We start from the raw sequence: 12,326 nt of genomic DNA, 5'->3' as shown, positions 1-12,326 counted from the left end.
ACTTCTATTTTTATTTAGGCAAAAACGGTCGACCAATTGTCACGTTCATCAAGAAATTCTTGCGCTAATTTTTGCGCACCTTCTAAGGTATGGTTCGCCGCCCAACCGCATTGCACTTCATTGCTGGCAGGTACTTCAGTTGCTTGCAAAACGTCCTTCATGGTTTTTTCTAGGACGGTCAAAATCTCTTCATAATTGTCGTGATTCAAGACAGTCAAATAAAAGCCGGTTTGGCAGCCCATTGGTGACCAGTCCACGATATAATCCGCATGATTACGAATCAATTCTGCCGTCAAATGTTCTAGCGAGTGCAGACTTGCCATATCCATATGCGCTTGGTTCGGCTGCTTCAAACGGACATCATATTTGATGATGGTATCATTCGTTCCTTGCTTTTTATCGGCAACCCGTACATAAGGTGCTTTGACTTTCGTATGATCCAAATTAAAGCTTTCAACATTCATTTTCATTGTACTTCTCTCCTACTCTTTTTGTGCTTCCACAAGCCAAACATACTCATTGATTTGCTTAAAACGACTGGTAAACCCATGTTGGCGAAAGTATCGTTCGATATCCGCAATAACTGGATAGTACTCGCGTTGCAGATCAGCGGCTAGTCGCTGGTGTCCAGCTTGCCGTGCTTCATCGATTCGTTCCATTTTTCGGGCTAGGGAAAGAAACATCGTATCCCCGAAAAGCACTTTCCCGCCTTTGGGCAGCATCGCAGCATATTTGCCGATTGCCCGTTGTTTTTCGTCCTCCGTAAGATGATGAAAAACATAGGTAGAAACGATCGTATCAATCATATCCGTGATCTCGGGAAAAACCTCCATATCACCATCTACAAAAATCACTTTAGAAAGACTGGGTTTTGACTTGGCGATTCGCCGCATCTCTGGCGATGGCTCGATTGCCAGCACGTTTTTTCCTTGATCAAGCAGAGCTTGTGTTAGATTTCCAGTTCCACTACCAAATTCTACCACAGACTGCCCTGCTTTTTCAGCAATTTCAGCGAGTAACTGTTCATATTTGAAAAAAACCGCTCGATACTCTTCATCCTTACCTGCAACTGTTTCATCGTACTCAGCTGCCCAGTCAGAAAAAATTGGAATAAACTCTCTCCCCATCACTAGCTACCTGCCTTTTCAAACGCTTGCTCTAAATCTGCCTGCAGATCCTCACCGTCTTCGATGCCGAGAGACAACCGAATCAAGCCATCTTTGATCCCAGATTGCTCACGAATTTCTTTAGGGATCGAGGCATGGGTCATCACGGCTGGCACTTCTACCAAGCTTTCCACGCCACCTAAGCTTTCTGCTAAAGTAAAAATCTTTAATGATTCAACAAATTCTGCTGTTTTCGATTCATCGTTTAGTTCAAAAGATATCATACCGCTATACCCAGACATCTGTGATTTGGCGATCTCATGTCCTTCATGGGCAATCAATCCTGGATAATACACGTTTGCGACAGCTGGATGTGCTTGTAAGTAGTGAGCAATTTTCATCGCGTTGTTTTGATGTGCTTCCATCCGTAAAGCAAGAGTTTTGATGCTTCGTTGAATCAACCAGCTATCATGAGGCCCCAATACACCACCAATGGCGTTTTGTAAAAAAGCAATTCTTTCGGCGATTTTTGGCTCTTTGGCAACCGCTAACCCAGCTACTACATCACTGTGTCCACCGAGATACTTGGTAGCACTGTGAATCACAATATCTGCGCCTAATTGTAGCGGCTTTTGAAAGTAAGGGGTCGCAAAGGTATTATCCACGATCGTCAAAATGTCCTGTTTTTTAGCTAGTTGGGCAACGATTGCGATGTCCGTGATCTTCAATAATGGATTAGTCGGCGTTTCCAGAAAGATCGCTTTGGTTTCTGGAAGGATGGCTGCTTCAACGGCAGCTAGCTCATTTGTTTTGACAAGTGTATAAGACAATCCGCTTTTTTCTAATACTTGATGGAGCAAACGAAACGTCCCGCCATATACATCATCCCCTAAAATGACATGATCTCCAGTCTGAAACAGCGAGAAGACCGCATGGGTGGCTGCTAATCCAGAGGCAAAAGCAAACCCATGGGCGCCTTCTTCCAGATCCGCAATCAATTCTTCTAAGGCAAATCGAGTTGGATTGCCTGAACGACTGTATTCATATTGCTTTGGCTGACCAAGAGCATTTTGCCGATAGGTTGATGTTTGGTAAATTGGCACACTAACAGCACCAGTCATTTCGTCTTCGCTGATACCACCGTGGATTACTTTTGTATTAAAATGCATGGTTTACTCCTCCTATGAATGGGGTGATTGCTGATTCACCCGCATAAATCTGTTTTGATAGATAGCGATCGCCTCCATCTGGAAAGACGGTAATGATCGAGCTTCCAGTTGGTAATTCGAGGCTTTCTTTTACTGCTGCTGCCATCGCCGCTCCACTTGAACTTCCAATAAGCAAACCATAGTTTCTTGCCAAGTAACGAGTAAAAGCAAAGCCTTCCGCATCACTGATCGTATAAATTTGATCAATAAGCAAATCGTCAAAAAATTGTGGAATGAACTCAACACCGATCCCTTCAATCTCATGTCCATGGGCAGGCCCGCCATTTAAGATCGATCCTTCTGGTTCAACGACAGCAAGTCGAGTGCTTGATTTTTGCTTCTTTAAGTATGTTGCGACACCCGCGAAGGTCCCCCCGCTGCCAGCTCCAGCAACAAAGCTGTCAATTTTTCCAGATAACTCCTGAAAGATCTCTGGGCCTAAGGTTGCTTGGTAGGCTGCAGGATTGTTTTGATTGTGAAATTGCATTGGCATATAACTATTTGGTAGCTGTTTTGCTATTTCCTTTGCTTTTTCAATCGCCCCTTGAATGCCTGCTTCAGTGGGCGTATGAACGATGGTCCCGCCCAACGCTTCAATCAGTTGCTGCTTTTCAAGGCTAAATTTTTCAGGAATGACAAAAATCATTTTTAAGCCATACTCGATTCCAGCTAAAGCTAAACCAATTCCAGTATTTCCCGCTGTCGGTTCGATAACAGTTGTCTCATGATCGATCACATGCTCGCGAAACGCTTCATCGATCAAATACTTTCCTAATCGGTCCTTGATACTTCCACCAGGATTTAAATACTCAAGTTTCGCATAGATGGTACTTCCCTTTTTGCCGCCAAATGCTGCGGCATCAAATTCAAAGAATGGGGTGTGCCCAATCAATGCTTTTATATTATTAACGATCATCGCTCGACTCCTCGCTCAACTTTGTTTGGCACAACTCGTATGCTTCATGTACTCATTTTCATTTGCAATCATCAGCCGTCGCCAATGAAAGCGGTAAAAAACAGCAAACAAAAAGGGGTACTGACTATTACATCAGTACCCCAAAAAAATGTCGTCTTATCCGGATAGAAGTGAATCACTAAAGAAACTTCAGCGATCTTCTGCGACAAAGGAACTAATAATAGGCATGACAAATCGGTATGCTGCTTTTTGCACCATACAACAACAACAGGTAGTTTGTGTGTTGACGTTTGTCATGTCTGGTTCCCTCCTTTAATTTGCTTGTTATCAAAATAGCACGACTCTTTTTTATTGTCAAACGTTTTTTGAAATCACCGAGCACACATTGATGATCTTTAATAAAATAACATCATAGAGGATAGTAAGCACTCACATAGGCATCCACGGCTTTGATCGCTGCTGCAACATCTTCTGCAGAAACCGGAAATGGCATATTGTGGATCGTTTCCCCTTTGATGGTTGCTTGCTCGCCAATTTTTAATAGGTCTGCATCGCTGGCTTCCGCAAGATGCATGTCGGATAATGTCGTCGGTAATTCTAATGCCTGATACAATTCTATATATTGGTCGAGCTCTTCAGGATCTGCATTTTCCAGCATCAATTGAGTGAGTGTTCCGTAAGCAACCTTCTCACCATGGGTCAGATCATGAACGTCTCCTTCAAGGGCTGTCAAGCCATTATGAATCGCATGAGCTGCTGCCAGACCTGCACTTTCAAAGCCTAATCCACTAAGCAAAGTGTTGGCTTCCACGATTTGTTCAAAAGCTTCGGTAACGACTTGTTTTTTATTCGCTTGATAGGCTTTTAAGGCATTCTCAAAAAGGATCTCTTCGCATTTTTCAGCGATCGCCATGCTGGCAATTGGTTGCACCCCGCCGACCATATTTTTACTATGGCTTCGAGCAACAGCACGTGCCTCGACATAGGTTGCGAGTGCATCCGCAATACCAGCGGCTAGCAATTTGGCAGGCGCTTTGGCAATCACAGCGGTATCCACTAAGACAAGTTCAGGATTTTTGTTATAAAAACGATACTTTTCAAAACGACCTTCATCAGTATAAATAACAGAAAGTGCCGAAGTTGGTGCATCAGTGGAGGCAATCGTTGGCAAAACAGCAATCGGTATTTTCAATTCATCCGCAACAGCTTTCCCAGTATCGATGGCTTTCCCACCACCTAATGCGGCAATCACTTCGATTGATTCACTTTTGGCTTTAGAGACGATACGATCGATTTCATTTGCAGAAGCTTCTCCACCAAAAATTTCTTTTACCGGTTCTAACTCGGCTGCATTCAGGTTCTCAAATAGTTCTTCACCGGCAATTTTCCAAACAGTTTCATCGGTCAAAAGAAGCACTTTCTTTCCTAAATCTTTGATATGGGATAACCCATGCTTCAAGACCCCTTTTCCTTGAACGTATCGTGACGGACTCGCAAATATTCTTTCCATTGTATCTCCTCCTTTAATTGGTCTACTTTTATTGTGACACACTAAGCAAGCGATTTCAAAGGAAAAGAAAAAAAGATGGCCAAGAAGATTCGATTCTTGCCCATACTGCACATTTATAGCCATACAAACACTCATGCCCTTATAAAACGGATGGTTTTATAAGGGCATGAGTTGGATTTTTTCATGGTTATTTCTTTTTCCCACCAAAAGCATCTTTCATTTTATCAAAAAATCCTTCTGGTTGTTGTTCGTTCGTTTCATGGCCACTGGCTTTTGCATAAGCCCGCAATGCCTCTTTTTGTTCCTCATTTAAGTTCTTAGGTGTGATCAGCTTCACTTTGACCTGTTGATCGCCATTGCCGCCTCCCCGTAAGCGAGGGGCTCCCTTACCGCGTAAGCGGAAGTTTGTGCCTGTTTGCGTACCAGCTGGAATTTTTAATTTCACATTCCCATGAACCGTTGGTACATTGACTTCGTCGCCTAAAGCAGCTTGGACAAAGTTTAACGGCAGTTCGTAATAAATTTCCGACCCATCACGGTCAAAAATATCACTTTCTTCCACTCGGAAAACAACGTACAGATCACCATAAGGACCACCATTGGTGCCAGCTTCTCCTTGACCAGACAAGCGCATTTGTTGTCCATCTTCGACACCTGCAGGTACGTTGACTTTCACACTGTGTTTTTTCTTTTCATGGCCAGTACCATGACATGTTGTACATGGTTCTTTGATTTCTTTCCCAGTTCCATGACAAACATCACAGGTTTGACGGCTCATCACACGACCAAGCGGTGTTTGACGTTCAACATTGATGGTACCTGCACCATGACATTTATGACAGGTTTCTGGTGAAGTACCTGGTTTTGCCCCGTTCCCACCGCAGGTATGACAGGTTTCTTCACGATTGTATTGAACAGTTTTTTCCACTCCGAAAATCGCTTCTTCAAAGGAAAGATCAACCGCATATTGCAAGTCCGCTCCTTGTCGAGGTGCATTAGGATTGGCTGCTCTGCCGCCTCCACCACCGAAAAACGATTCGAAAATGTCTTCAAATCCACCAAAACCGCCACCGGAGAATCCGCCACTGTTAAAGCCGCCGAATCCACCGCCATAACCGCCTCCGTAGTTCGGATCGGTACCAGCATGACCATACTGGTCATAAGCAGCTCTTTTTTGGGAATCACTTAATATTTCATAGGCCTCAGAAATCTCTTTAAACTTTGCTTCTGCATCAGGTTCTTTATTGATGTCTGGATGATATTGTTTTGAAAGCTTACGATAAGCTTTTTTGATTTCGTCATCCGAAGCCCCTTTTTGTAGACCTAAGACCTCATAATAATCTCTTTTGTCTGCCATTGGCTTCCCTCCACTATATTCTTGCGTCTCTCGTATTTTAGCATATAATTCGCTCTAGAAAAATACGTTTCGCAAATTCATAAGAAAAAGCCAAAGCGGTGACTTTGGCTTTTTCACAAACAGCGATTATTTATCGTCACCGTCTACTTCTTCAAAGTCGGCGTCAACCACATCGTCTGCGCCGCCTTGTGCAGCTTCTGGATTTTCTTGTGCTTGTTGTTGTGCTGCTTGTTCGTATAATTTAACAGTTAAGTTTTGTACGATTTCATTCAAAGCATCACGTTTCGTTTTCATTTCTTCTAAGTTGTTTGCTTCAAGTGCAGCTTTCAACTCATCACGAGCTTCTTCCGCTTTTTTGACTTCGTCTGCATCCACTTTGCCTTCAAGCTCTTTCAATGTTTTATCAACAGTGAACAACAAAGCATCGACGTCATTGCGTAGATCAACTTCTTCTTTGCGTTGTTTGTCGGCTTCAGCGTTTGCTTCAGCATCTTTTACCATGCGTTCGATTTCTTCATCTGATAAACCTGAAGATGATTTGATCGTGATTTTTTGTTCTTTTTGTGTACCTAAATCTTTTGCAGAAACATTGACGATCCCATTTTTATCGATATCAAATGTTACTTCGATTTGAGGGATGCCACGAGGTGCTGGTGGAATATCCGTCAATTGGAATCTACCTAATGTTTTGTTGTCAGCTGCCATTGGGCGTTCTCCTTGCAAGACATGGATATCAACGGCTGGTTGATTGTCTGCTGCAGTTGAGAAGACTTGTGATTTACTTGTAGGGATCGTTGTGTTACGATCGATCAGTTTTGTGAAGACGGCACCCATTGTTTCGATACCTAATGATAATGGTGTAACGTCTAGTAAGACGACATCTTTCACATCACCTGTGATCACGCCACCTTGGATCGCAGCACCCATCGCTACCACTTCATCTGGGTTTACTGATTTGTTTGGTTCTTTATTGGTTTCTTTACGAACAGCATCAACTACTGCTGGAATACGTGTTGAACCACCAACTAAGATGACTTCATCGATTTCTGATTGTGATAAGCCAGCATCTTTCAAAGCTTGACGTACTGGAATTTTTGTCCGTTCGACTAGGTCTGCGGTCAATTCATCGAATTTCGCACGAGTCAAGGTCATTTCCAAGTGCAATGGACCAGCATCACCAGCTGTGATAAATGGCAAGCTGATTTGAGTACTTGTTACACCTGACAAGTCTTTTTTCGCTTTTTCAGCAGCATCTTTCAAACGTTGCAAGGCCATTTTATCTTTTCCAAGATCAATGCCGTTTTCTTTTTTGAATTCTGCTACCATGTGATCGATGATTTTGTTATCAAAGTCATCCCCACCTAGGTTGTTGTCCCCAGCAGTTGATAATACGTCAAAGACGCCATCCCCTAATTCAAGGATCGATACGTCGAAAGTACCGCCACCTAAGTCAAAGACTAGGATTTTTTCATCTTTATCTGTTTTATCTAATCCATAAGCTAAAGCTGCAGCAGTTGGTTCGTTGACGATCCGTTCTACTTCAAGACCGGCAATTTTACCAGCATCTTTGGTTGCTTGACGTTGCGCATCGTTGAAGTATGCAGGAACAGTAATGACTGCTTTTTCAACTTTTTCACCTAAATAGTCTTCGGCAAATCCTTTGATGTATTGAAGAACCATTGCGGAAACTTCTTGTGGTGTGTAAGATTTGCCTTCAACTTCTACTTTGTATCCAGCTTCACCCATATGGCGTTTAATAGAAGAAATCGTATTCGGGTTTGTTACTGCTTGGCGTTTTGCAACTTCCCCTACTTGGATCTCACCGTTTTTGAATGAGACAACAGAAGGTGTGGTACGGTTCCCTTCTGGATTCGTAATGATTTTTGCTTCGCCACCTTCAAGGACAGCAACAGCTGAGTTTGTTGTTCCTAAGTCGATACCGATAATTTTACTCATAAGTAATACACTCCCTTTTTTAATTTAAACATCTACTTATAGATAGAAAGAACTATTGTGCAACGATGACCATGCTTGCACGCAAGACACGATCATGCAATTTATACCCTTTTTGCAAGACAGTAACGATTGTGTCTGCCGGTGTTTCATCAGAGGCAGGTACAGTCTGCACCGCTTGATGCAAGTTCGGATCGAACATTGCACCTTCAGCAGGAATCTCTTCGATTCCCTCTTCTTTTAAGGCTTGACGCAGACTTTCAAGAACCATTTCAACGCCTTTTTTCAAATTCGCAGCTTGGTCTTGATCGACATCTGCTGCCATCGCTCGTTCCAAATTGTCGATTGCTGGCAACAGTTTTTTGCCAAGATCTTGCGAGCGGTATTTTTGTAAAAGTTCCCGCTCGTTGCGGTTACGTGAAGTGATATTTGCGATCTCTGCACGAGCACGCAGGAATTGATCTTCCAATTCGTTATTCTTTTCTTGCAAAAGTTCCAATTCGCTTTTTTCCACTGCTTCTTCCTCTGGTTGAGGAGTCTGTGCTTCAGTTTCAGTTGATTCATTTGAAGATTCAGTTGTTTCTGCGGTTTCTTCAGCAGTTTTATCTAATTCTTCATCTAAACGCTCTTCTTTTTCCGTCACGTTTCAACCATCCCTTCTACGATTTGTTTCATTGCCGCTTATTCATTGGCAGCGTCTAATGCGCGATAATAATCGGCCAATTTTTTTGCTAACTCGCCTCGAAAAACTTCCATCAATCCAAACATCCGTGAATACGGCATACTTGATGGACCTAATAAAGCGATCGTTCCTTGTCCATGACCTTCGATTTCATAGCTGGCTTGGATCAAACTCATATTTTGTAACAAGTCGTTGCCAAGCTCAGAGCCGATTCTGATTTGAATCGCAGAATCTCTTGGCGCCAGCAGCTGTGTCAGCTGATCTGCGTTTTTCATAAATGAATACATCGATTTGAACTGACTAACATCTTGCGTCGGTTCAAAATCCAGAAGATTCATTCGCCCGCCGACGAAGATTTTTTCTTCAAAAATATGGCTCAGCATCGTATCAAAGAGATCAACGATTCCGTCAGTCGTTTGAAAATACTTATGCAGAATCATAGGAATCTCGGTTCTTAATCGATGGTAGACCGTCATTAGAGGTTCACCGATCAATTTGTCGTTGATGATCCTTACCATTTTTTCCAAATCTTCGCTGCTCATCGATTCAGGAAGAGCAAAGACTTGATTTTCGACATTTCCTTTATCCGTCACGATGATCGCGATGATCTGTCGTGCATTCAAAGGGACGATTCGAAAGCCCGTCAATTTCCTTTCCTTCATATCTGGTCCGAGAGACAACGCTGTATAGCTAGTCAAGTTGGACAAGATCGTGGCAGACTGCTGGATGATTTCATTGATTTCATGAAAATCTTTTCCAAAAGAATGACGAATGGTTTGAATTTCGTTTTGGTCAACTTCAGATGGCTTCAATAAGTGATCAACGTAATAGCGATACCCTTTTATTGATGGCACACGCCCTGAAGATGAATGTGTTTTTAGCAGAAGTCCAGCTTCTTCCAGCGCCTTCATCTCATTACGAATGGTGGCAGAGCTAGCTTCAACCCCATCTTCCATCAATCGCTTCGAGCCCGTGGGCTGACCAGTATTCGTATAGTTTTGGATGATGAGGTGTAAAATCATTTGTTGTCTAGGTGTCAACATTTTATCCACTCCTCCGTTAGCACTCATTCCTATTAAGTGCTAACACGATTATAAATATACCATATTTGCTAGGAATGTCAAGTATTTGCATCACTTTTTTAGCACTCTTTCTAAGAGAGTGCTAAAAAAGAAATCAAAAAAAGAAGCAGCGCGAAATGGCTACTTCTCTTCCTTGTTCTTTCTTATTTTTCTCCATCCAAGAGAAATGCTTCAAACACTTCGTTGCCAATGAACATCCCAGCTTTCGTTAAAAAGACACGATCACCTTGACTAGCCAACCAGCCTTTTTGAATCAACTGTTCGCTAGTTGAACCATAGATTTCCTGAAAAGACTTCCCGAATTTTTCTGCAAAGCGTATTTTTGAAATGCCAGCCTTTTTACGAAGGCCTAAAAACAGTTCCTCTTCCATTTGATTACTGGTTGTCAATTCTTCGGTTTCATGGATTGGCAATTGATTTTCCTGTAATGGTTTCAAATAATGCTGGATTGGACCTTTATTCTTGTAGCGGGTCTGTCCAAGATACCCGCTGGCGCCTGCCCCAAATCCAAAATAATGTTCATTGTTCCAATACACTAGATTATGCAAGGACTCATACCCTGGTCGTGCAAAATTACTGATTTCATATTGATTCAAGCCAGCTTTTGTCATCGCGGCGATCGCCTCATCAAACATCTGCGTTTCAGCTTCTTGAGAAGGCAGCGCCATTCTCCCTTGGCGAACCCAGTTCATAAACATGGTTTTGTTTTCTAAAATCAAGGAATACATCGCATAGTGAGGCAACCCGAGATCAATCGCTCGCGTCAGTGTATCACGGAAGCTTTCTATGCTTTGTCCCGGAAGTGCATAAATCAAATCGATCGTCACATTCTGAAAATCATGTTTTTCCAGCAGCTGAATGGTTGAATAAACATCTTCAGCGGTATGCTTGCGGCCAATTTTTTTAAGCAAGCGATTATCAAAGGTTTGGACCCCCATCGACAAGCGAGTGACTTGATGGTTTTTCAAAACCAGCATTTTTTCTTCACTCAAATCACCAGGATTTGCTTCCACGGTAAACTCTTTGGTTGTGTGGGTCGGCAGCAATTCATGCACACCTGAAAGCAATCGATCCAGCTGGTTCGCCGAAAGCGACGTTGGCGTCCCGCCGCCGATATAAATTGTTTCCGCCTCATTGATAGGCTGACGCAAGAGGGTCAGCTCAATTTCTTTTAGTAACGCTTCGATGTACTCATCCACTGGCTGCCCTTCTAAAAACACTTTGTTGAAGTCACAGTAATAGCAGATATGTTCACAGAATGGTATATGTATATACGCAGAAATATTTTGCGCGCTTTTTGTAGATGGATCGTTTATTGTTTGACCTTCAGGCATTCCTAAGTGATTCTCCTCTACCTTCTTTTTACTCCCATCGCTGAGAGCATCGGCACTCATTGTAGCATAGTTCTTAGAATTCTCCTATCACTTGGACTATTTTGGGCAAGAAAAAACACCACTTCCAAGAAGTGATGTCTTCAAATAGTCATAGCAAAAATTAAGAGCACTACTCTTATTAAGTACGGTAAAATACCGCTTTTGTTCTTATCCCACCCAGAAAAAAATCTGTTTGTTACAAGAACTAACACTTCCCCCAAACTGTTAGCGCCACAATAGATAAGCTGTTGCTGACGGCTTACTTAACAAGAGCAGGACTCTTATTCTTGAAAGACAATTGCTTGTCTTATCTGACTTAAGTATACCTTTTTTAAAAAATTAAGTCCTATCATCTTTTTCACCAGTCTATGAAAACGATGAGAATTATCCCCTTGGCGACCGTTATAGAATGTGCAGCAAAATATCGATCAGATAGCGGATCAACCGATACGCAATAAATAAGAAGAAAATATTTCCCAGCAAGAATTGAAAAACATTGCCGATCGATCCCTTAAAGGAGCGAAAGCTGAAATAACGCGACCAACGATTGAACCCGTTTTGGCGATTTCGTTTCAAACGATACGCTTCATCATACTTCATTTCCAAGAGGTCATAGTAAAAAATCATCAAGGGTTGTTGCACAAAGAAAACTTTTTTATAGCCTGCCATCAACGTGTACTGCTTATTATTGGAAGGGAAGTTGCGATTGCCGTTTTTCTTCACGCGCATCGTTGTTCCATCGTTCATTGGGAACGCATAATGATCCTCGAATTCTGTCAGTTGATGAATTTGCGGCACCTGATTTTCTTCTTCAAAAGCACGTACGACCTCACTCGCTTTCTGAGAAAGTGAAACCAGCCACGCCATCATCCCTAGCAAAATACCTAGCAAGATGATATTTAAAAGCAAACTTTCTTGTAACAAAAATAAATAACCTAAGATAATCAAAATCGCCACACCCAGGGCAATCATTCTTCTACGGAAATAACTGCGATACATCAATTCAAAAGAGCGCCGATAATAGGCAAAATCTTCTTTTACAAAATCCATTTTTTCCACATCTTTCTGCGTTTAGGTTGCTGATAATGTATCAAAGATCCTTTTGAAAGTCAATTTACCGAAAAAGTTTCAGCGTCTGA

The 12,326-nt window shown here is 42.3% G+C and carries 11 protein-coding genes; all 11 read right to left on the bottom strand.

All coding sequences use genetic code 11. The features are described 5' to 3' along the window. Positions 1-14: 14 nt before the first annotated feature. The gene (locus IGJ44_RS07595; RefSeq protein WP_144808623.1) at positions 15-470 is read right to left on the bottom strand and encodes an S-ribosylhomocysteine lyase; all 456 of its coding nucleotides are present in this window, start codon (positions 468-470) and stop codon (positions 15-17) included. Positions 471-482: 12 nt separating this feature from the next. Continuing rightward, positions 483-1,127 carry a class I SAM-dependent methyltransferase gene (locus tag IGJ44_RS07590; protein ID WP_167827382.1) on the bottom strand — a complete coding sequence of 215 codons (645 nt, stop codon included), beginning with the start codon at positions 1,125-1,127 and terminating at the stop codon, positions 483-485. A 2-nt stretch (positions 1,128-1,129) separates the two neighbouring features. Beyond that, positions 1,130-2,275 (bottom strand): cystathionine gamma-synthase, encoded by a 1,146-nt coding sequence (locus IGJ44_RS07585; protein WP_167822818.1) that lies wholly within the window; start codon positions 2,273-2,275, stop codon positions 1,130-1,132. Continuing rightward, positions 2,265-3,230, bottom strand: a complete 966-nt coding sequence (locus IGJ44_RS07580; protein WP_430606515.1) for a PLP-dependent cysteine synthase family protein — start codon at positions 3,228-3,230, stop codon at positions 2,265-2,267. The genes IGJ44_RS07585 and IGJ44_RS07580 overlap by 11 nt, the downstream gene beginning before the upstream one ends. Positions 3,231-3,639: 409 nt before the next feature. Then, entirely contained in the window at positions 3,640-4,740 is a 1,101-nt protein-coding gene (locus IGJ44_RS07575; protein ID WP_167827383.1) for a glycerol dehydrogenase, read from the bottom strand. A 187-nt stretch (positions 4,741-4,927) separates the two neighbouring features. Further along, the gene (dnaJ, locus tag IGJ44_RS07570) at positions 4,928-6,097 is read right to left on the bottom strand and encodes a molecular chaperone DnaJ (RefSeq protein ID WP_005225937.1); all 1,170 of its coding nucleotides are present in this window, start codon (positions 6,095-6,097) and stop codon (positions 4,928-4,930) included. Between the two features lie 126 nt (positions 6,098-6,223). Further along, on the bottom strand, positions 6,224-8,053 hold the full coding sequence (gene dnaK / locus IGJ44_RS07565) for a molecular chaperone DnaK (RefSeq protein ID WP_005225936.1): 1,830 nt from the start codon (positions 8,051-8,053) through the stop codon (positions 6,224-6,226). Between the two features lie 52 nt (positions 8,054-8,105). Further along, positions 8,106-8,693, bottom strand: a complete 588-nt coding sequence (gene grpE, locus IGJ44_RS07560) for a nucleotide exchange factor GrpE (protein ID WP_005225935.1) — start codon at positions 8,691-8,693, stop codon at positions 8,106-8,108. Positions 8,694-8,731: 38 nt separating this feature from the next. Next, positions 8,732-9,775 (bottom strand): heat-inducible transcriptional repressor HrcA, encoded by a 1,044-nt coding sequence (gene hrcA / locus IGJ44_RS07555; protein ID WP_087627396.1) that lies wholly within the window; start codon positions 9,773-9,775, stop codon positions 8,732-8,734. Positions 9,776-9,957: 182 nt separating this feature from the next. Continuing rightward, positions 9,958-11,148, bottom strand: a complete 1,191-nt coding sequence (gene hemW, locus IGJ44_RS07550) for a radical SAM family heme chaperone HemW (protein ID WP_086295222.1) — start codon at positions 11,146-11,148, stop codon at positions 9,958-9,960. Positions 11,149-11,589: 441 nt separating this feature from the next. Beyond that, positions 11,590-12,237 carry a hypothetical protein gene (locus IGJ44_RS07545; RefSeq protein WP_015509594.1) on the bottom strand — a complete coding sequence of 216 codons (648 nt, stop codon included), beginning with the start codon at positions 12,235-12,237 and terminating at the stop codon, positions 11,590-11,592. Positions 12,238-12,326 lie beyond the last annotated feature (89 nt).

This window comes from Enterococcus sp. DIV1368d (genome assembly GCF_050542975.1).
Lineage (GTDB): Bacteria > Bacillota > Bacilli > Lactobacillales > Enterococcaceae > Enterococcus_D > Enterococcus_D casseliflavus.
The sequence above is the reverse complement of the archived record's forward strand: the minus strand, read 5'-3'. Positions and strand labels throughout refer to the sequence as shown.

What these genes read in the sequence shown, in the direction of transcription:
- IGJ44_RS07595 (WP_144808623.1), bottom strand. Translation starts at nt 470, where the DNA reads ATGAAAATGAATGTTGAAAGCTTTAATTTGGATCATACGAAAGTCAAA.
- IGJ44_RS07590 (WP_167827382.1), bottom strand. Translation starts at nt 1,127, where the DNA reads ATGGGGAGAGAGTTTATTCCAATTTTTTCTGACTGGGCAGCTGAGTAC.
- IGJ44_RS07585 (WP_167822818.1), bottom strand. Translation starts at nt 2,275, where the DNA reads ATGCATTTTAATACAAAAGTAATCCACGGTGGTATCAGCGAAGACGAA.
- IGJ44_RS07580 (WP_430606515.1), bottom strand. Translation starts at nt 3,230, where the DNA reads ATGATCGTTAATAATATAAAAGCATTGATTGGGCACACCCCATTCTTT.
- IGJ44_RS07575 (WP_167827383.1), bottom strand. Translation starts at nt 4,740, where the DNA reads ATGGAAAGAATATTTGCGAGTCCGTCACGATACGTTCAAGGAAAAGGG.
- dnaJ (WP_005225937.1), bottom strand. Translation starts at nt 6,097, where the DNA reads ATGGCAGACAAAAGAGATTATTATGAGGTCTTAGGTCTACAAAAAGGG.
- dnaK (WP_005225936.1), bottom strand. Translation starts at nt 8,053, where the DNA reads ATGAGTAAAATTATCGGTATCGACTTAGGAACAACAAACTCAGCTGTT.
- hrcA (WP_087627396.1), bottom strand. Translation starts at nt 9,775, where the DNA reads ATGTTGACACCTAGACAACAAATGATTTTACACCTCATCATCCAAAAC.
- hemW (WP_086295222.1), bottom strand. Translation starts at nt 11,148, where the DNA reads ATGCCTGAAGGTCAAACAATAAACGATCCATCTACAAAAAGCGCGCAA.
- IGJ44_RS07545 (WP_015509594.1), bottom strand. Translation starts at nt 12,237, where the DNA reads ATGGATTTTGTAAAAGAAGATTTTGCCTATTATCGGCGCTCTTTTGAA.